We start from the raw sequence: 19,581 nt of genomic DNA, 5'->3' as shown, positions 1-19,581 counted from the left end.
CACCTCCGGCTCCAGGACCTGCTCACAGCGCGGCAGATGCTTGGGCAACGCGCCGATGTTGCGGCGCGCCTTCTTACGTAGCTTATCGGACGGCTTCACCGCAGGTGCATCGTCGTTGGCAGCTGCAGGCGGCGTGACACTGGTCTCAAGATCGTCAAGCTCAAGCGCAAGCTGTTCGGCCACGAGCGTGGCAAGGCGTTCCGAGCGCTTCCCGAAGATCATCTCCTTGAGCGTCTGCACCGCAACACGCAGCTTCTCGTTCTGGGCGTCGAGCGCGAGCACCATCTCCGTTAGAGCGGCTGGATCAGTCGGGAAACGTCCCGGGGCGTATCGCCATAAATGGACCATACCTCCGCGCGCCGCAGGCTCCAGCGAAATCCTCTCCTCTCAGCCGACAATTGCCGGCTGCTTCACGAGCTTGGCCGAGACGCGCGTCCACTCGAGTCCGTCGAGCAGCATTGCGAGCTGTGTCGCACTGAGATGCACCACGCCTTCGCGGATCAGCGACCAGGTGAAGTGCCCCTGGTGCAACCACTTCGTCACCAGCACCATGCCGCTGCCGTCCCACGCCAGAAGCTTCACTCTGTCCGTGCGTTTGCTGCGGAACACGAAGACGTCACCACAATACGGATTCGCACGCAGCGCTTCGCTCACCAGTGCCGACAGTGTATGCACCGACTTGCGGAAATCGACCGGCTGTGTCGCCAGCACCACCTTGAGGTCAGAGCGTAGCGCAATCACCGGATACCCCGAAGCGCCGCCAGCACGGTCGACAGCGTCGCCAGCTCAACGCCCGGCTCGACCCGGATGCGCGCCCCGTTCACCTCGATCTCGACAACTCCGCAAACCTTGGCCGGCGGCGCGGCGATCTCCAAAGGCCTCGTCTGTAGCCCGGAAATACGTTCATGCTCGCCCGCTGTCCCGCTATCGATCCCGGGACCAATTTCGATTGGCTCGAAGTTCGGTGCCTTGCCCCCCACCGCCGCCGCAACTTGGCGGCGCCACACCGTAAGCAGCCCGCGCGAAACGCCATTGCGCCGCGCAACCTCGGAGATGTTCGCACCCTCCTCAAAGCTCTCTGCCACGATCCGGGCCTTCTCCTCGCTAGTCCACCGACGCCGTCGGCGCTCCCCGGTGATCACCTCGACGCGACGATAGGCGTCATCTTCCTGCCTGGCATCAAGCATGGCATTTGCCATCGTTCCACCTCCACCGATCAGCTCATGCCAGGCTTTATCGAGCGCAAACCGAGCGGCGGCTCGGTGGGGGCCACATGCCGGTTACTGTTCAGTTACACACCGCGCCGTCGCCGCAGATGAAGAGAGCAAAACGGTCCCATTCTAGGCCGCGCTCTTCTTGATCGATATCGACTGATGTCGCCGGTGCTGCAAAGGGGACGTTGAGTTTCCGACTTATGTCGCGATGCTTCGACCGCTAAGGCGACGCAAATCGATCGTCCGCCCTTTCTCAAGCATTTGTCGCCTGATTTTCTCAAGCCCCCAACTGGCATGCGGCTTGCTGGTTAGAGATTGCGATCTGGTCGTAATACGGAGCGCCTAAAACATGAACCACGATACGTCAGTGAAGCTATCCGAGCGCGAAAAACAATGCCTCCAGTTGGGGGCAGAAGGGAGATCGTCATGGGGAAGGAACTGAAGATCACCGAGAATACGGTCAATTATCATGTTAAGAACGCCCGGCAAGAGCTTGATACGAGGACCCGCGTCCTGGGTATCATCAAGGCGATACGCCTCAAGCTGATCTCAGATCCGTCGCAGGAGCGCGACGAGGATAAGGACTAGCGCGACGTCGAGCTTTCGCGACGGCCTCAAGTCCCGGGAATGCTGCGTGGATGGCATCATGCGAGCCTTGGCAACTAGTTCGCGTCGGCTCTCACCGGGGCCTTCATACGCGACACCCGGGACGCCCGCGCTGACGAAGTTCTCGTGCTAGCAGGCGCGCATTATTGAAATTGCCGAAGGAGCCATCACCGTGAACGCGCACAGGCCGTGCGGTCGAGTCGACGATCCGCTCGACCATGTCGATGAGTTGGCTCCATGATCCTTATTGGCGTCTCGCGAGCCGAAAGAGCAGGCAGAATTGGTAGGCCCGCCGCCCACGGGCTTCGAACCCTGCGTTCTTGGGATCACGCTGGAGAGCGCATCGTGAGCTTCCATGGAAAAGGAGAGTTCGCTGGTGGAGCATATCTGAGCGCGCGGCAGTTCTGTAGGCGACGGCTCAGCCCGTCGATCACGGCGTTTTGGGCGGATCGTGTTCCGTGGCGTGGTGTAGCTGGCGGCAGGTCACCGCCGATGTTCCGGCGGGTCGGAAGGCATCAGCCTGCCACAGCGGGCAGAACGACGATGATCGCTCAATGACGCGATGGTTTCCAGTGTCATGTAGCGGGCGCGCTGGAGGACCCATTGGTCGTTTTGCTCGAGCAAAAACGCACCAACGAGGCGACCGATGGCGTCTTCATTGGGAAGATGCCGACGACTTCGGTCCACCGCTTATTCCGCCGTTGAGGCCCTTGATCGGATCGGTCGAGTGGAGCTTGGCGTGGTGCGGAGCCGGGAAGCTCATATAGGCTCGCACGCCGAGCTCGGCTTCGTCCATGAGGGTCGCGAGCTTGGACAGTTTGAGGCCGGAGCTGATCGGCGACCTTGCGCCACTGCGCCCTGGCCGCTTCAACATTGTGTTGGGCGAACGCGGTGGCGATGAAGGCGGACACGACGCGCCGGCCGGCTCTTGCCGCATGCGCGAAGACGTTGCGCATGAAGGGGACGCGCGGCAGCGCTGCCGGGTCGCGTTGAGCGCCTTGCTGACGGCGGCCTTGATGCCCTCATGGGCATCGGACACAACCAGCTTTACGCCACGTAGGCCGCGGTGGGCGAGCTTGCGCAGAAAAGTCGTTCAGAACGCCTCGGCTTCGGACGGGCCCATGTCCATGCCGAGGATCTCGCGCCGGCCGTCGCCGTTGACACCGGCCGCGAGGAACACCGCGAGCGAGACGATGCGGCTATTCTGGTGCACCTTCAGGTGGGTGGCGTCGGTCCGCAAATACGGCCAGTCGCCTTCGATCGGGCAGGCGAGGAAAGCCTTCACACCTTGTCTTCGATGTCACCGCAGAGCCGGCTGACCCGGCTTTTGGAGATCCCGGTCATGCCCATGGCCTGCACGAGATGATCCACCGAGCGGTTCGAGACGCCCTGCACGTAGGCCTCCTCGTCACTGCGCTCAGCGCTTTCTTAGCCATGCGGCGCGGCTCCAGGAACCCGGGAAGTAGCTTCCTTGCGCAGTTTGGGAATGCGTAGTTCAACCGCTGGCACTCTGCTCGCCGTAGGCCGCTCCGGTCTGTACGGCGACCTCCAGCTTCATCAGCCGTTGGCGGCAAAGCCAATCATCTCGCGCAGGTCTGGGGCCTTCTCCACGGGCGCGCGAAGCTTCATCATCTCGTCGTTTCGGAAGTTGCGGGTGGTCGTGCGCAAGTGAATCCCATGTTCGGCTAGAGAGCCGTAGAAGGTTAGCAGCGCGGCACGATTATTGATAGACAATCTGATCACCTGGCCCTACTTGGCGCGGTAATTTTCCACTAAGACGTCGATCGCCGCTTCGCCGGACGCCGGTTCGGCGCCAGACAAACCTCACGCAGGAATCAGCTCGCCATCTCGAGCCGCCCCGCGGTTGCGACATTCGGCCGCGCTACTTCGATCGGGCCGCTGCCGGCCTGATCGTTCGCGACGGACCATAACCATGCCACAGGACACGGCGCTTTCGTCGGCTTCAACTCCTTTTACCGTGGCAAGATAATTTCGTGATAGCTTGCCCAGAAGTTGCCGCGGCGCGCAGGACATTGGTCACTGGGTCGTCGATCTCGTCGGGCTGACGAAATGGGATATGTTTGCAATCTCCTTCGCGGCATATCGCTCTCCTTGAGAGCTTCTGGCATGCTTCGGCACTGGCCTCGTTACCCCGCTTTTCTCATGCCGTGCGTAGCTCCCTTCTGCATGCCTTTAAACCTAAGACGTGCAACACAACGAAGTCGCGCGCTGGTCGGAGCTATCGAAGCAAGCCATGCTGGCGGACACACTGTTCGTCTTTGTCGGACCATCCGTCTAGCTCACCAGCTATACTTGTAAGTCGGCTCACAACCGCCACACCAGTGTTTGTAGGCGGCGCAAGGCGCGATCTGTGTCTAGTTTGTGACATTGGCGCCAAACGCGTCTGGTTCAGAACACTGCCCGAATTGGGCGCCGGGGGGTTTTCAAAAGTGCGATCATAGGCCTAACGCGCTCCGACCGCTGGCACACTCATTGCAAACACGCAGTACTAAGAGTGCTGAGTGCACGCACGCGATCGATGCTCTCCACCCGTTTCTTAGAGACAAGCGGTCAAAATAAGTCGCGTAGGGTTTGATAATATGTCGGACAGCAACGTGGCGCTGCGCATGGAATCTTTGGCTCCTCCCATCAAGGTGGGGAGTTGGCTGCGTGGCCAGCCCCTTGCGAACTTCGAGTGCGGGAAAGTCTACATTGTCGAATTTTGGGCAAGTAGGTGCGGACGATGTATGACGGCGGCGATGCCCTATCTCGTTCAACTGCAGGAGAAATATAAAGATTGCGGAGTTGAGGTCATCGGAGTCGCATGTGGCGAAGAAGCACCAACGGCGGACGAGGCCAGAACCAAGTTGGAGGCGTGGTTGACCGAAACGTCTCCGAAACTGAACTATCGGATTGCGTTCGACTTCACAGGCGAGATGAAGCAGCTTTGGGGAGACCCCAGTTTTGCTCCGGGATTCCCATCTCTTTCGTCGTCGATCGCGACGGCCACATCGCGTTCATAGGACATCCAATGCAACTCAATGATGTTTTGCCGAAGGTTCTTCAAGGGGTCTGGCGAACCAGCGAAGAAGCTAAAGCCGCCGACGCGAAGCGGATTGAGCAGAACCAACGGGTAGCCCGCGAGCTAACGCCCACCTCGCCAATCTACGCTAAACTTCGGGCGGCGCTGTGGGCAAAGGATTGGACGACGGCGCTCTCGGCGGTCCAAGAGGGGCTCGTCTTGATGCCGGACGAAATCGACCTTCGTGAGATTCATGTCAATCTGTTGCTTCACAAAATTCGCGACTTACGGGCCGGCTTGCCCGTCATGCGCCAATTGGTTCGTGACGCGATCGATAAAGGGTCCGAGGAATTGATGACGGTGGCTCTAACCCAACTCTTCGATCCGGCAAATGATGCCTCGCACCTCCCCCTTGCCGAGCGCTTTGCAATGGGCAGGGATTTGGCTGAACACATTTTATGGCTGAATCCACCGCAAGCCGATGGCTATAAGTTCCGGTCTTATGGGGCGATCGCTGAGTACTATTACGAGAGCGGCAACAAGGAACGGGCGATCGAGTTGATCGAACTGGCACTGACCTCGCTGAGCGATTCGAAGCTCATACAGGAAGAAGAGAGACAGTATTATGTGCGGCCGTTAATTCAGGCCCTGGCCAAGTACAGCACTGAGAAGGCTTTAGAGGCGCTTTTGTTTGGCTCCGCCTCACCGCCAAAGCTAAGGGCGAGTATTCAGACGCGTGAAAATGACGCATGAGCGACAATAAAATCACAGAGGCCGATCTGGCGCAGCTCGCCGGCACCGGGCATCGCCTGATGTACCAGATCGTCGAAATGCCCGCCCCCGGGACATTCGTGCCGTTCGTCGACGGTGCCAGCAAGGCGGCGCTAACCATCGCAGAGACGCGGGGGTCGAAAAAGATCGGGCTTTCCAATACCCTCAACCGTAAACTGATCCCGCGCAAGGGACCGGACCCGAACTGGCGCTGCCGCGAGCAGGCCCGCTTCGACCGGGGCGAATATCAAAAACCATTCTTTGCGTCCGGCGTCTGGTGGGCCGACCAGATTCCCAAAGACCATTTTCTGCATGTTTCCAGGAAGGACAAAAGCAAGATTGCCTTCACCGAGAGCGTGGAAAATGGTGAGCGAGACCTCCACACTCAGATGAAGGTCGGAACCTACCTGCAGAAGTACCTTGCCGACTTCGTCGGCGCGGACGAGATCACCCAACTCGCCAACCTGTTCGCGGCCGATCAGCAGGGCCTCGAACTGAAGCTAGCGCGAACACCGGACGAGATCGAGCATGTCTATATTGTCGGCCCGTCCAGCTGCATGTCAGGACCGGTCGAAAAGCTCGGCAAGTATGGCGGCTACGGCAATGCCACGGAGCACCCGGCGCGCGCCTATGGCGCCGGCGATTTGGCCTGCGCCTATGTGGAACGCAAGAATGAAATCATCGCCCGGTCGATCGTCTGGCCGAAGCGCAAGATCTTCACCCAGATCTATGGCGAGGATCACATGCTGCTGCGCTCGATGCTGATTCGTGCCAGCTACAAACCAGCCCATAGCGGCAAAGACTTCGAAGGCGCTCGCTTCCTCGAGCTTACGGTGATGCCATACCTCGACTTCGACATAAGCATGGAGCCACTGTACGAGGACGGCAGCACCGGCCGGCAATCCGCCAAGAGGCGGGCGCGGCTCCGCAACTACAAGCTTTACGTCGGCCGCTATAGAACCACCAAGTGGCTGTTAAGGGAGTATGCAAGCGGGCAGCGCTCGAGCGGCAGATCGGCGAGTTAATCAGGGCAGGTGCGATGTTAGGGCTTAACCGAACTCCCCGAAGTATCCCACAGCGCTCGCCAATAATTTGGTCGTTCGGTCAACTGCCACGTCTAAGCATTTATCTAGATAATGCATGTCAGCTATCGCTTGAGCCACACGAGCGCGATCGGCTTACCTCGATCGAGAACTGGCAGAACATCCCGAGAATGTCCGCCGGTCACATGTCCCAACAAAGGAGTCGCGATGCAATCACAGTCAGTTCTCGGCAACCGCCCTAAACCATGCGCCTCACTTGCAGAAATGCTGCGCGCTCAGATCTGCTCCAACCGCGACCTCTCCTTCCTCATGGAAGCTCACGATGCGCTCTCCGGCGCAATCGCCAAGCGCGCGGGATTCAAAGGTCTGTGGGCGTCGGGCCTCGCAATCGCCTCCTCTCTTGGCTACCGAGATGCCAACGAAGCATCATGGAGCCAACTCGTCGACGTGGTCGAGCGGATCGTCGACTCGACCGAACTGCCTGTGCTCGTTGACGGTGATGGCGGCTTCGGGAACTTCAACAATGCACGCCTGCTGGCACGGAAACTCCGTCAGCGCGGCGCTGCCGGCGTCGCGCTTGAGGACAGCTGCTTTCCGAAAATGAACTCGTTCATTGGCGATCGGCATCCGCTCGCAGATATCGATGAATTCTCCGGCCGTCTGCGGGCAGTGAAGGATACAGTGGCGGAAGACTTGGTCCTCGTGGCTCGGATCGAAGCCCTGATCGCCGGCCATGGAATGGACGAAGCACTGGTACGCGCTAGTGCTTACGCCGCTGCGGGAGCCGACGCGATCCTCATTCACTCGCGTAAGAGCACGGCGGACGAGATACTCTCGTTCGCGAGTTCCTGGCAGAACCACCGACCTGTCGTAATCGTTCCAACAAAATACTATCGAACGCCGGTCTCGTCATACCGTGATGCCGGCATCTCTACCGTGATCTGGGCCAATCACTCCATGCGAGCTGCGACTGCGGCAATGCGGCACGTCTGCGGCCGCATTATCGCTGAGGAAGGCGTTGCCAGCATTGAGCCAGCTATCGCGACCCTTGAAGAGATCTTCGAGTTATTAAGGTACGACGAACTCGCTCGCGCGGAAGAGCGATATCTTGACCCAGGATAGGTCTTCATCCACCCGATATCTCGTTCTCGATCGATTGTTGCGGTTCAATCGCCCTTGTCGATAGTCCCGCTTAAAGTATCTGATGATCGGCCAGGCAACGGATGTCGCCGCAGCAGCTCCGTTAATGAAAGGGTCGATCGTTTCTCCTGTCGGATCGTGGCTCGATTTCCGGGTTTCCGCACGAAACAAACCGCGGCAACCCTCTCGCCAATAGACCACGACCATTTAAGACGATGAACCAGGTGCAATTCTGGGCGCTACCCCGAGGTCGACAATCGTTGCGGCCCTGCACGATATCATCGAGTCCGGAGCTACAAGGCCCGCACAGAAAAGCTTCTTGCTTGTCTGTTCGAAAGTTGCAGCTCGCAGCCATGCATGCGACGATCTCAGGCGTTACGCCATCGACAGCACCGAAGATCTTTGAATTGCAGAGCGCATTCCACTGAAGCCAATGCCTTACAGGTTGTGCGATCAACTACCACACTTATCAATTGATATGGTGGCGTCGGTGCATCAAATATTTGACCGACGTGCGCCCGACTGCTCACACGTCACTTGCAAGGAATTCCGCATGCGACCCGAATCACAGTCTGTTCTTGCCAATGCACGTGATCAATGCGCTGTACAATCGACCGCAGAAATGCAGCACGGTCAGTGCGTCCTCTCCTTTAGCGTGGAAGGGCGTGATCGGCTCGCTGACACGATCATCCGGCGCGCAGGTTCCACATTCCACCGATGTGCCACGCCGATTGGCCACGACGGAGTCGCTCGCGCGCTGTTGGTGAACACCGCCTCAGTAGCGGTTTCGAGCACATTGGTTTGGCGTTGCGGTTTCCGATACTCCGGCGGGAGGACGTTCTGCTGCCCTTTTCAATCGAAAGGACGCATTGCCTGGATTGAGGAGGGAGCGCCTATCTCGAGTGGCTATGAGGCTTCATCTGCTGCGGAGTTCGCCGTAATCGAAGCGCGACCTATGACTGAGCAGATCGCGAAATGCGGCCGAGTGGTTCGATCGTGAAAGACCACAATCAGCTCAGGAGGAGCGCCTGCTGGCGCAACCACTGTCTTTGCTTTTAGGTTCGGGCACTGCCGCCGCTCGTGACGCAGCTAAGTTAGCTGCCGATGGCGCCGTCCGATCATCGATCTGGCGGCGGGTGAAGTGATCATCGATCCACCATCATCGGCCCGCGAGGGGGCAATTGCCGCCATCAAGGCCAAGATAAACCGCTATACGGATGCCATCGGCCTGACGCCGCTTCGCAGCGCCGTTGCCGAAAAGCTGTCATCGGAAACCGGCATCGGCTGGCATTTGAACGATATCGTTATAACTGCTGACCTGCCACTGAATGTTCATCCAGCGGCAGTTAGAGTCTCGAAGCGGATGCAAAACAAGGGCTGCTCAATGTTGCGTTGGCTCTGCTGGATCCGGGTGACGAGGCCATCGCCATTCGTCCCTGCCGGCCGACATTCCCGTCCCAGGTTCTTCTCGCTGGCGCAAAACCCGTGTTCGTTGATGCCCGCCCGCCCCGATATAATTCCGATATTGACGCAATCCGCGCCGCTGGTACACCGCGCACGAAATCCATTATCGTCAACTCGCCCAACAATCCTACTGGTGCAGTCTATGATCGAAGTACCCTTCGAGCTATCGGAGGCCTCGCATCAACTACCAGTTATGGATCTTTTCCGACGAATGCTATTCCAGCTTCGTATTCACTCGTGAGCGCCATGAATCGATTGTCATGGCGCAGCCCGGCGTACGTTCACGGACGATCCTGGTCAACGCTTTCTCCAAGGAACTGGCGATCACTCGCTGGCGACTGGGCTATTTAGCAGCCCCCCGGAGATCGTTTCTGCGGCCAGGAAGTTGCAGGGACATATGACCTCGAACGCCAATGTGATCGCGCAGCACGCGATCATGCACCACCTCAAAATCCATGACGGCTGCTCTGAGCGGCTGATGCATCGGCGCCTTTCTGACGCTCGTGAGATAGGACTTCTGCACCTCCTCCGAATAAGTGGACACCTGTAGTAGCTCAGAGAGCCCGGAGGTATCGAATGCCAGAACGTCAACTTCGATGGTTCACAGAGGACTACAAACGCTAGGCCGTTGAACTGGCGGTATCGAGTGGTCGATCGATCGGATCGGTCGCCAAGGAGCTCGGTCTGCGCGGTGCTGCGCCGCTGGATAGACAAATTCCGGCAGGAGCCGGCATCGGCGGCGTGGCGGCCCACCACGCAGGCGACGCCGATGCCGAGATCCGGCAGGTCCATCGCGAGAGCAGCCAGCGGCAGTTCTCGAGTCCACGCCGCCCTGCGGACGCGGGGACGTGGGCCAGCCGTGGCCGGATCGAACGGCTGATGCGACGGCATGGCATTCGGGCGATCATGGCGCCGCCATGTCGCGTCCGCACCACCGACAGTCGCCACAATCTGCCGATCGCACCAAACCTGATCGCGCGCGACTTCACCGCCGCGGCCCCAAACCGGGTCTGGCTGGCCGATATCACCTACGTCCCACGGCGGAGGACTGGCTGTACCTGGCAGCCGTCATGGACCTCTTCAGCCGCAAGATCGTCGGTTGGGCGATGCCGGATCACATGCGGGTCGAACTCGTCTCCTCCGCACTGACGATGGCGCTTCGCCAGCAGCGGCCGGACGCCGGATTGGTCCATCATTCCGATCGCGGAGTGCAGTACGCTTCACACGAGTATCGCGCGGCCCTTACCGCCGCGGGCCTGACGCATCGACTGCTACGACAATGCCCCGATGGAGAGGTTCTTCCACACCCTCAAGACCGAGCTCGTTCATCATCGTCAGTACCAGACCCGTGCCGAAGCCCGGCGCGACATCTTCGCCTTCATCGCGGGCTTCTCCAATCGAACCAGGCTCTATTCCGCCATCGGATATATCCCTCCGATCGAGATGGAGCTAAAAGCCGCTTAAACCCGTCCGCTTTCTCGGGGGAAGATCAGAGCGCAAAAAGAGGTCAGTCTGACGCACTATCGAGATTGAAGACCGCGTTGAGCGGGGCGACTAACGGCGAAAATCGAAGCATTGTTGCTGATGGATGTTAGGCTCCGAACCACATCTTTCGTCTTGTCTGCAATGTTCTTTGTCCGTCACTTGCGCTCGCTGTCGTGACAATCGGCATTTCTTCTCTCCGCACAGCCGGGACACCCGAGGACCCAACAGCATACAACCTATCGCCACGGCCGATTCAACCCTCATGCGAGCCATCCTGGTGTGAGATAGTTGCAGTAGCTACGCTATCGCCTTGTTTGCTACCTTCAAACTCGCGTCACCAATCCTCTCAAGGTGATGCGGGGGCGGACTCGGCGTATCCCCCGATCCAGTCGTGTGCCGCCCCCACTCTTCGCGAGCGGTCTGAAGAAGATGCGGTGAAACCGGGGGCGTTGCATCTCGTTGCCTCCCCGGAAGCCCATCTCGTCGCAATATAAGACGCGAGAAGCATGCGTATACGATCATCAGCATCACCGCGGAAGAAGGGCGGACGAAGCGCGATTGAACTTTGCGTGAGCGCTGATCTCGTCTTGATTCAGTTCTCCCGCGCGGGCGTTTCGTTCAGCTCCTTGAAGAGGTCGCCGCCGGCCCCTGGCCGCTTTCATCCAGCTCCGGTCAACTGCCAAGGTTAGCGATGGAGCGAGATGAAAAAAGGCGCTATTTTTCAAGATCGGCTTGCCTAGAACGAGACGGCATCCCGAACCTGTTCACACTCCTTGGCTGTTGCGGATGTCGCGGCTAACTCGATGAGAATTCCGTCCACTGAAGCAAGCCCGGCGAACTCCTGTTACGTCGCGCGTTCATCAGCGCTAGGGTTCGTTTCGGCCGGAGCCGTATCCGAGCAGTCAATGAGACCAAGAATGGCTTTAGCAACTACTAAGACTCTCGAGCGCACCAATGTCTGAGCGTTCTTCCAGGCCAAGAGCATCCGCCGCGAAATCGTGCAGACCTCGGCCGAGCAGGGCAACCTCACACTGCGCTAATAGCGGCCGGGCCAGTTAGCTACGATAAATGATTCTGGCAGAGACGACTTCTGAGTGTGATTTTTTGCTGGAAGCTCTTGCTCCTGTAGAAGCCCCGTCCTATTTCAGCTGCGTCTGCGCTAGCACTCGTAGGCATCGATTGCTCACAAGGTTGAAGTCTCAACTCGTGCAAATATTAGGAGGACTGCATGAAATTCCGTCCGCTTCACGACCGCGTCGTGGTCAAGCGCATCGACGCAGAAGAGAAGACCGCTGGCGGCATCATCATTCCCGACACTGCCAAGGAAAAGCCCTCCCAGGGCGAAGTCGTCGCCGTCGGCCCCGGTGGCCGCGACGAAGCTGGCAAGCTGATCCCGATCGACCTGAAGGTCGGCGACCGCGTGCTGTTCGGCAAGTGGTCCGGCACCGAGGTCAAGATCGACGGCCAGGACCTGCTGATCATGAAGGAGAGCGACGTGATGGGCGTTCTCGAGGTCGCCGAGTCCAAGAAGAAGGCGGCTTAAGAGCCTCCCTCCTCCCTCCAGTCAAACACCTTAAGGAAAATTCCAGATGGCAGCCAAAGAAGTCAAATTCTCGGTTGAAGCGCGCGACAAGATGCTGCGCGGCGTCGACGTCCTCGCCAACGCGGTGAAGGTCACGCTCGGTCCGAAGGGCCGCAACGTCGTGCTCGACAAGTCGTTCGGCGCTCCCCGCATCACCAAGGACGGCGTCACCGTCGCCAAGGAGATCGAGCTCGACGACAAGTTCGAGAACATGGGCGCCCAGATGGTGCGCGAAGTCGCCTCGAAGTCCGCTGACGCGGCCGGCGACGGCACCACCACCGCCACCGTGCTGGCCCAGGCGATCGTGAAGGAAGGCGCCAAGTCGGTCGCCGCCGGCATGAACCCGATGGACCTCAAGCGCGGTATCGACCTCGCGGTCGAGGCTGTGGTTGCAGACCTCCAGAAGAACTCCAAGAAGGTCACCTCGAACGACGAGATCGCCCAGGTCGGCACCATCTCGGCCAACGGCGACCAGGAGATCGGCAAGTTCCTCTCCGACGCCATGAAGAAGGTCGGCAACGAGGGTGTCATCACCGTCGAGGAAGCCAAGTCGCTCGAGACCGAGCTCGACGTCGTCGAGGGCATGCAGTTCGACCGCGGCTACATCTCGCCCTACTTCGTCACCAACGCCGACAAGATGCGCGTTGAGATGGACGACGCCTACATCCTCATCAACGAGAAGAAGCTCTCCTCGCTGAACGAGCTGCTGCCGCTGCTCGAGGCCGTGGTGCAGACCGGCAAGCCGCTGGTCATCGTCGCCGAGGACGTCGAAGGCGAGGCCTTGGCCACGCTTGTTGTGAACCGTCTGCGCGGCGGCCTGAAGGTCGCGGCCGTCAAGGCTCCGGGCTTCGGCGATCGCCGCAAGGCCATGCTGCAGGACATCGCGATCCTGACCGGCGGCCAGGCGATCTCGGAAGATCTCGGCATCAAGCTCGAGAACGTCACGCTCAACATGCTCGGTCGCGCCAAGAAGGTGATGATCGACAAGGAGAACACCACGATCGTCAATGGCGCCGGCAAGAAGGCCGACATCGAGGCGCGCGTGGCCCAGATCAAGGCGCAGATCGAGGAGACCACCTCGGACTACGACCGTGAGAAGCTCCAGGAGCGTCTTGCCAAGCTCGCAGGCGGCGTCGCGGTGATCCGCGTCGGCGGCGCGACCGAGGTCGAGGTGAAGGAGCGCAAGGATCGCGTTGATGACGCGATGCATGCGACCCGCGCGGCTGTCGAGGAAGGCATCGTCCCGGGCGGCGGCGTCGCCCTGCTCCGTGCCTCCGAGCAGCTCAAGGGCCTGCGCACCAAGAACGACGACCAGAAGACCGGCGTCGAGATCGTGCGCAAGGCGCTGTCGGCTCCCGCTCGCCAGATCGCGATCAACGCCGGTGAAGACGGCTCGGTGATCATCGGCAAGATCCTGGAGAAGGACCAGTACGCCTACGGCTTCGACAGCCAGACCGGCGAATACGGCAACCTGGTCTCCAAAGGCATCATCGACCCGACCAAGGTGGTCCGCACCGCGATCCAGAACGCAGCCTCCGTTGCAGCGCTCCTGATCACCACCGAAGCCATGGTCGCCGAGCTGCCGAAGAAGGCCGCTGCCGGCCCCGCGATGCCCCCCGCCGGCGGCATGGGCGGCATGGACTTCTAACGACGAGTCGTCCCGGACGCGGTGCAGCGCGCAAGCGGTGTACCGCCGATCCGGGATCTCGCTGAGCAAAATCCAACAGCACAAACCCTGGCAGCAATGCCGGGGTTACCCTTTTTTAGGCGTGGACCGTCTAAACGGCCGGCACGATTGGTTCCGTTGCGCATTGCCTTCGTGCCTTGGCTGATCGTCAGATCAGGTTTTTGTTTACCCACACGGCAGGTCGCAGATGAGAAACGTTAGCCTTATAATTCTCGGACCTGAGCATTTCGTTTAGACTCGCGGACGCATGGTCGCGCGGCTTATAGAGCTATGCTCGAGCGCGGCGCAGCATTATCGAGGCATATCACTCGGCCAAAACTCGTGGGCGCTGGCGGCGACGAGATGCCCGACGACACGGGCTGATACCGCAACAGGTGTTTACCTGGCGCCGGCAACAAAAGCGGACGTTCCGCAGTTCGTACCGGCGGTGGTCGACGCCATGGCGCCAGCCGTGGCTGCGCGCCATGACGTAAAGACAGCGATGCAAGGCCAAGACAGATTCGAAGGGCTTAATTGGCGGCGGATAATTGCTGCGCTGCGGCGAACGAATCAGGCGCCTTGAGGTCGTTGCAAAACGACGGCGCATACGATCTAATCTGTGGGTGTCACCGCTCATTAGCCCGTACGCAATGTTGGCCTGACGTTTCTTGAGGTGCTGTCGCCTTCGCGCCCAGTCCGTTAGCCAAGACCTCTTCAAATTGAACCTCAACATCAAACCTGCGACGGCCCGAGCCGCTGGGCCCAAGAGACACTTACCTAGACTAGCCGTTAGGCCCTTCGTTTTTCGTGCAGTCGTGAGTTGATCTGCGCCATTAGGATTGGCCCGAGCGAGAATTCGCCGGCCTCGGCTTTTCGCGTCAGCCCCCGCAGATATCCGCCGGCTGAACGGATGACCTCCCCTCGCTGCAGGATGCAGCCGACCACAATTGCAGCCTGAGTCTCCCCCATGACGCTCTGCGCCTCCTCCCACGCGCTGGGACTGATGCCAAGCATGGATCGAACGACCGCCGCAGTCGCAATGAAATCGCGCCAGTTTGAAATCCCTCCCTTGGCGTAGTCGACGATGTCTGGACATGCGCTCAAGACCATACCCAAAGGATAGGAGCCTTCCGCAAATCGCGCCGGTTGTGGTTGCGGCTCGGTACTCGCCGCCCTGCCTTCTTGGAGGCTAGGTTCAAGTTCAGTAAGAGTGTTTGGGTTTGAATTCTGTAAGTGACGCTCAGTATGGGACTCATTGGCGCTCATATTTGCTGCTTGGACGTGAGTTTCCAGCAGATTGAGGACGTCGTCGGCAAGCTGCGATAGTTCGTCGGCGATCGCCTCAAGTTCTTGGCAGGTCGCCCGGCGTGGAATCGTCTCGACGATCGAACGGAATGCCCGATGCACCTCGTCCCAATCAGCCGGCCCCTTCCATTCCCTGTGGGTCGGCACGTTTTCCTCGATGCCCGTTGCAATCATCTTGGCGATGTCACGACGGCAGAGTGTGATGCGCTCGCGCGCATGTTTGATAGCACGAGCCTCCGCTTTGATTTCCTCAGCCAGCCTCTCGAACTCTTCGGCGCGAACGACGAGTGGCGACAAGTCAAAGCCAAAGGCGCGCTCGATGTCACCGCCGCTGCCTTTGCGAGCGTAGCGCTTGCCGTTCGGACTATCCCTGCGAACGATGAGCCCGGCGTCGACAAGCACAGCGAGATGACGCCGCAACGTGGACACCGGCATGCCGTGAGCTCGCAGCGTCAGCTGATTGTTTGACGGAAACACGATGAGGTCACCCTCACCCGTGAGCGTAGTCTCGGGATGAAAGCTGAGCAGAGCATCCAGCACCGTCAGCGCACGCTCAGAGATACCGAGGCGCGGCCTTGCGATGCAGATGGCCTGAAAGATCTTCCATTTATGGACGATCTTTTCCGATGGCCTGGTCGATACTGCGACTTGTGTTGCCACATGGGCAAGCTTCAACGAGCGCCGCCCAAAGGGCGTCGTTGGGGCACGTGATTGCATGTCTTTGCCTTATGCGGGCAAAGAAAATCTGCTCGCCGAAACGGCGCCGTCTCTCACAAGACTCTTGACTATGGTGCGCGGAAGTGATTCTCTTTAGTCGCCAAACTACGAAGAGAGGCTTCCGGGACGGTGACGTTGCGGGGGCCTTTTTTCTTTTGCCGTGCTGCTCCTGGTTCGCGGTTGTTCATGAGGCGGCTAAGCCCCGGTGGTCTCCTCGGATCTGTCCGATTTGCAAAACGTCTCGAACAGGTTCGGAAGCTGGGTGATAAGAAAGTCCGCGAACAACGCCGGGACCTTCTTGTCGATGGTCAACTTGAGTTCTCGATCGCCCTGACGGACCTGAGCGATGCGCTGTCCATCTGAGGCGAGCACAGCAGACGATCGCGCGAATTGGCGAGTTGCAGCAGGTTTATTCGCGGCCGAGAACACCGTCAGAAATCTGTCGTCTGACTCACGGCCGGCGAACTTGTCGTCCCCGATCGCCGCCCTTACGCGGTCGATCACCGACGCATCCGCCAAGAGATCAGCAAAGCTCTGCCATCGCCCGCGGCCAACCTTTGGGGCCTTGCCAATAGCATCGATAATGTCGGGCGGAATGGATCTCGCAACCGCAATCAGTTTTGACGCTTCGGCCCTATCGACTGCGAGCGCGTCTTGAACGACTGCGCGCTTGTGCCCGGCATCTTCGATGCGCATTGCGAACATCGCGCGCTCGATGAAGCTCAAATCCTCCCGCGGCGCGTTCTCAAGGCCTTGTGCCACGACGAGGGCTTCGTCGGAGAGCGGTTTTAGGATCGCTTTGACGGCAATACCCAGCTCGCGCGCGGCACGCACCCGGCGATGACCATAAGCGCTCTGATATCGTCCCGGCATTGTCGGATGCTTGCGGACGAGGACAGGAACCTCCTGGCCGATCTGCGAAATCGATTGCTTGAGAAGTTCGTAAGAAGCCGTGTCGTCGTCGCGAAAACGATCAGACACGGGCGAGGGATCTATCAGACCGGGATCGATCTCTACGATCGTCGCGCCAGATGTGAGCTTGTCCCGAAGCTCCTGATTCTCCTTCTCAACTTCTGAGAAAGATTCCTTCAGCGAGCGCACAGCACCTGACGACACCCGCGCCAGCGGCGCTGGTGCTGTGTTGTCAGCTGACAACGGACTCGTCTGAGGTGCGGCAGTAAAAAGCCCCCTGATAGCATCCGTGCGCTTGCTCATCGTCCCCACACCTTCTTCAGCAGCTGCACGATCTCCGCATTGATAGCATCGACAGATTCAACCGCCCTGTCATAGGCGCCGCGTCCGACGGATCCGCGGTCAAGCTCATAGAGCGATTGTTTTGTCAGGCCAGCATTGGAGATCGCAGTGGATTTCCAGGCTGTCGCTTGCAGCACGTTTTCGCGGAACAGATTGCGCAGCAGCGCAACGATCTGAGCCTCAGGCACGTCATTCGGATCATGGCGCGTGATCACATAGCGGATGAAATCGTGATCGAGGCGGCCGCCCGCCTCCTCGATGACGGACATCAAATCCGACGTCATCAGAAGGAATTGGCTCATCGATGCGACATCGACCATCTGCGGGTGGATTGTCACCAGCATCGCCGTCGCCGCATTCAAAGCGCCCATCGTCAGGTAGCCGAGCTGAGGTGGGCAGTCGATCACCACGACATCATAGTCGTCGCTTACCTGATCGATTGCGCTCGCTAGGCGGCGAAAAAAAAGATCATGTCCACGTTCGCGGCGCTCGACCATGGCGCGCGGCGTGTGATGCTCAAACTCCATGAGTTCGAGATTGCCAGGCACTAGGCCTATACCCTCGAAATAGGTCGGCCGCACAACTTCACGCATGGGGCGGCGCTGGTCGTCATAGCGGATGGCGCCGTAAATGGTTTCGCTTTGCCCAATGTCGAATTCCGGCTGATAGCCGAACATGGCCGACAAAGAGGCTTGCGGATCGAGGTCGATGGCCAGAACTCGAAAGCCGGAAAGGGCGAGATATTGGGCCAGATACAGGGCGGTCGTTGTTTTGGCCGAGCCGCCCTTGAAATTAGCGACCGTGATGATTTGAAGCTTTTCGCCGGGGCGCCGCCGTGGGAGAAAATCAACTGCCTCCCGCGGGCGGGCTGCAGCCAGATAGGCCCGCAGCTCATTCACTTGAGCTAAGGTATACGACCGCCGCCCGCCATGACCGATCGCGGGGGCAGGTCCCAGGCCGTCGAGGGAAAGTTGCCGCAAATAGCCGTCTGACACGCGAACGATCTTGGCCACCTCTCCGGAGGAGAACGGGCGAAGAGTCTTGGCAGCCGCTGGTGGAAAAAGGGCGGCGCCCAACGAGCGGAGTTGACCAGAGAGTAGAGTGGCATGGCAGGAAATGCGCGCGCTCGCTGTCTCCGGCCACCCCTCCTCTGTCTCAAAAACTCTCATCTTTCCAATCCAAAACGGTTTTTGCAGCTCAGACGGCGGATTACCGTCTGCAGACTCAACACGATTCCCGAGTCGGCGCAAGAATGAAAGGATTAACTTTGCGCGCTCGCTCCTCCAGACCCATTCATCGCCGACCCCCCGCCACCCACAGCCACCTTAGCCGTCGAGGCATTGTGCGCGGCAGCGCCAGCGATCAAGGTGTCACCGGCCGGCGTTGGCCGCATCCTGCCCCGCTTTGGATTAAGCCGCATACGGATCTGGAACTGGCGGGCCGGAGCGCCGCTCAGCCCGGCGGGGCTTCCGTACCGACGTTAGAGGCTTCGCCAGATTCTCAGTACCGGCTATCGCATCACTCATGATTCCCAAAAGGGGACAGCCGCGGCGCCAACCATGAGTTCATCCGCGTCGCGACGCGAAGCTTCGTGCCTGGCTTTTTCCCAAATCCGCCGTGACGAGGAAAGGTGCGGTGCCTTTCTCAACACGATGTCATCACCTACTTTTGCGGCCTCAACATCCGGCATGAGCGACAACGGCTTTGTTATCGCGCCAAGCCTTCGCCAAGGGAGAGAATGGCGGTCACTAGGCCCGGCCACAAAGAAACGGGAAAGACCGAGCGCATTGCAGGCTTCGCTACGCGAGCGGCCACGCGCCTAGGACCCGCTATAACATGGTACCGTCCGCACGCGGCCCGAGGCCAAACCACCCGCCATGACCACGGATGACCTCCTCACCGCCTTAACTCCGGAAGAGGTCCGAGCGGTGAATTAGTTGGCGGGTTTTCTGATGCTCGCCGTTGGTTCAGGGCTACCTGGGCCACCCCGGACTCCTCCTTGGTCGCTCGGGGCTTCTGAGCCTAGCGAAACGAGCGGCAGGTGAACGGACCCCACGCTCCACGGTTGCCACGGCACTGTTGTCAGCTGACAACATGCGGGACAACTAGCGGCAAGGGAAACGGATGACGCCTGGAGACGGCGAATGGCGCTAGCGTTCGCGTTGCGCTGTCCAATCCATCAAGCGGGCAATGGTGCGGCACGAGCGAGGAATGCGCCACCCGCTGCTTGCATGCCGGGCGGGGGGCTGGATGGGTACAGACCGGGCTGAGTGCTGACAGATTAGACCGGGTTGATTCCTGACAGGCAAGGC

14 protein-coding genes and 3 pseudogenes are annotated in these 19,581 nt (G+C 59.6%); 10 read left to right on the top strand and 7 right to left on the bottom strand.

What is annotated here, in order from left to right; translation table 11 throughout:
• The 3 genes from RPS27_RS09230 to tnpA all read right to left on the bottom strand — a co-directional run.
• Positions 1-348 (bottom strand): transposase domain-containing protein (locus tag RPS27_RS09230; RefSeq protein ID WP_409517545.1); only part of this gene is annotated, 348 nt, incomplete at its 3' end.
• Between the two features lie 39 nt (positions 349-387).
• On the bottom strand, positions 388-741 hold the full coding sequence (tnpB, locus tag RPS27_RS09225; protein ID WP_128929788.1) for an IS66 family insertion sequence element accessory protein TnpB: 354 nt from the start codon (positions 739-741) through the stop codon (positions 388-390).
• Entirely contained in the window at positions 738-1,199 is a 462-nt protein-coding gene (tnpA, locus tag RPS27_RS09220; protein ID WP_128929789.1) for an IS66-like element accessory protein TnpA, read from the bottom strand. Before tnpA ends, tnpB begins: the two co-directional genes overlap by 4 nt.
• Positions 1,200-1,640: 441 nt before the next feature.
• On the opposite strand from tnpA, the gene RPS27_RS09215 reads away from it, so the two are divergent.
• On the top strand, positions 1,641-1,802 hold the full coding sequence (locus RPS27_RS09215; RefSeq protein ID WP_232995617.1) for a hypothetical protein: 162 nt from the start codon (positions 1,641-1,643) through the stop codon (positions 1,800-1,802).
• 501 nt (positions 1,803-2,303) lie between these two features.
• On the opposite strand, the pseudogene RPS27_RS09210 reads toward RPS27_RS09215, so the two are convergent.
• Positions 2,304-3,452, bottom strand: a pseudogene (locus RPS27_RS09210) (IS256 family transposase).
• Between the two features lie 968 nt (positions 3,453-4,420).
• On the opposite strand from RPS27_RS09210, the gene RPS27_RS09205 reads away from it, so the two are divergent.
• From RPS27_RS09205 to groL, 9 genes and pseudogenes are all read left to right on the top strand, one after another.
• Complete coding sequence (locus RPS27_RS09205) at positions 4,421-4,843, top strand: TlpA disulfide reductase family protein (RefSeq protein ID WP_308421721.1); 423 nt, start codon at positions 4,421-4,423, stop codon at positions 4,841-4,843.
• An 8-nt stretch (positions 4,844-4,851) separates the two neighbouring features.
• Positions 4,852-5,595, top strand: coding sequence for a hypothetical protein (locus tag RPS27_RS09200; protein ID WP_308421720.1), 744 nt, complete (start codon positions 4,852-4,854; stop codon positions 5,593-5,595).
• Positions 5,592-6,638, top strand: a complete 1,047-nt coding sequence (locus RPS27_RS09195; protein WP_128929790.1) for a hypothetical protein — start codon at positions 5,592-5,594, stop codon at positions 6,636-6,638. The genes RPS27_RS09200 and RPS27_RS09195 overlap by 4 nt, the downstream gene beginning before the upstream one ends.
• A gap of 282 nt (positions 6,639-6,920) precedes the next feature.
• Complete coding sequence (gene aepX, locus RPS27_RS09190) at positions 6,921-7,778, top strand: phosphoenolpyruvate mutase (RefSeq protein ID WP_128930179.1); 858 nt, start codon at positions 6,921-6,923, stop codon at positions 7,776-7,778.
• 1,410 nt (positions 7,779-9,188) lie between these two features.
• Positions 9,189-9,368, top strand: a pseudogene (locus RPS27_RS09185) (DegT/DnrJ/EryC1/StrS family aminotransferase); the annotation flags it as partial.
• Positions 9,369-9,439: 71 nt separating this feature from the next.
• Complete coding sequence (locus tag RPS27_RS09180) at positions 9,440-9,661, top strand: aminotransferase class I/II-fold pyridoxal phosphate-dependent enzyme (RefSeq protein WP_308421724.1); 222 nt, start codon at positions 9,440-9,442, stop codon at positions 9,659-9,661.
• Between the two features lie 407 nt (positions 9,662-10,068).
• Positions 10,069-10,724 (top strand): annotated as a pseudogene (locus tag RPS27_RS09175) (IS3 family transposase); the annotation flags it as partial.
• Between the two features lie 1,249 nt (positions 10,725-11,973).
• Positions 11,974-12,288, top strand: a complete 315-nt coding sequence (locus tag RPS27_RS09170) for a co-chaperone GroES (RefSeq protein ID WP_128955103.1) — start codon at positions 11,974-11,976, stop codon at positions 12,286-12,288.
• Positions 12,289-12,334: 46 nt separating this feature from the next.
• Positions 12,335-13,975 (top strand): chaperonin GroEL, encoded by a 1,641-nt coding sequence (gene groL, locus RPS27_RS09165; RefSeq protein WP_128955104.1) that lies wholly within the window; start codon positions 12,335-12,337, stop codon positions 13,973-13,975.
• Between the two features lie 807 nt (positions 13,976-14,782).
• Here groL and repC read toward each other — a convergent pair.
• The 3 genes from repC to repA form a co-directional block, all read right to left on the bottom strand.
• The gene (gene repC / locus RPS27_RS09160) at positions 14,783-16,015 is read right to left on the bottom strand and encodes a plasmid replication protein RepC (protein WP_128929792.1); all 1,233 of its coding nucleotides are present in this window, start codon (positions 16,013-16,015) and stop codon (positions 14,783-14,785) included.
• Positions 16,016-16,210: 195 nt separating this feature from the next.
• Positions 16,211-17,230 carry a plasmid partitioning protein RepB gene (gene repB / locus RPS27_RS09155; RefSeq protein WP_128929793.1) on the bottom strand — a complete coding sequence of 340 codons (1,020 nt, stop codon included), beginning with the start codon at positions 17,228-17,230 and terminating at the stop codon, positions 16,211-16,213.
• The gene (gene repA, locus RPS27_RS09150; RefSeq protein WP_128929794.1) at positions 17,227-18,438 is read right to left on the bottom strand and encodes a plasmid partitioning protein RepA; all 1,212 of its coding nucleotides are present in this window, start codon (positions 18,436-18,438) and stop codon (positions 17,227-17,229) included. The genes repB and repA overlap by 4 nt, the downstream gene beginning before the upstream one ends.
• Between the last annotated feature and the right edge of the window lie 1,143 nt (positions 18,439-19,581).

Source organism: Bradyrhizobium sp. WYCCWR 12699 (assembly GCF_032144035.1).
Classification (GTDB): Bacteria; Pseudomonadota; Alphaproteobacteria; order Rhizobiales; family Xanthobacteraceae; genus Bradyrhizobium.
This window is presented reverse-complemented; position numbering and strand designations above follow the sequence as displayed.

What these genes read in the sequence shown, in the direction of transcription:
- tnpA (WP_128929789.1), bottom strand. Translation starts at nt 1,199, where the DNA reads ATGGCAAATGCCATGCTTGATGCCAGGCAGGAAGATGACGCCTATCGT.
- RPS27_RS09215 (WP_232995617.1), top strand. Translation starts at nt 1,641, where the DNA reads ATGGGGAAGGAACTGAAGATCACCGAGAATACGGTCAATTATCATGTT.
- RPS27_RS09205 (WP_308421721.1), top strand. Translation starts at nt 4,421, where the DNA reads ATGTCGGACAGCAACGTGGCGCTGCGCATGGAATCTTTGGCTCCTCCC.
- RPS27_RS09200 (WP_308421720.1), top strand. Translation starts at nt 4,852, where the DNA reads ATGCAACTCAATGATGTTTTGCCGAAGGTTCTTCAAGGGGTCTGGCGA.
- RPS27_RS09195 (WP_128929790.1), top strand. Translation starts at nt 5,592, where the DNA reads ATGAGCGACAATAAAATCACAGAGGCCGATCTGGCGCAGCTCGCCGGC.
- aepX (WP_128930179.1), top strand. Translation starts at nt 6,921, where the DNA reads ATGCTGCGCGCTCAGATCTGCTCCAACCGCGACCTCTCCTTCCTCATG.
- RPS27_RS09170 (WP_128955103.1), top strand. Translation starts at nt 11,974, where the DNA reads ATGAAATTCCGTCCGCTTCACGACCGCGTCGTGGTCAAGCGCATCGAC.
- groL (WP_128955104.1), top strand. Translation starts at nt 12,335, where the DNA reads ATGGCAGCCAAAGAAGTCAAATTCTCGGTTGAAGCGCGCGACAAGATG.
- repC (WP_128929792.1), bottom strand. Translation starts at nt 16,015, where the DNA reads ATGCAATCACGTGCCCCAACGACGCCCTTTGGGCGGCGCTCGTTGAAG.
- repB (WP_128929793.1), bottom strand. Translation starts at nt 17,230, where the DNA reads ATGAGCAAGCGCACGGATGCTATCAGGGGGCTTTTTACTGCCGCACCT.
- repA (WP_128929794.1), bottom strand. Translation starts at nt 18,438, where the DNA reads ATGAGAGTTTTTGAGACAGAGGAGGGGTGGCCGGAGACAGCGAGCGCG.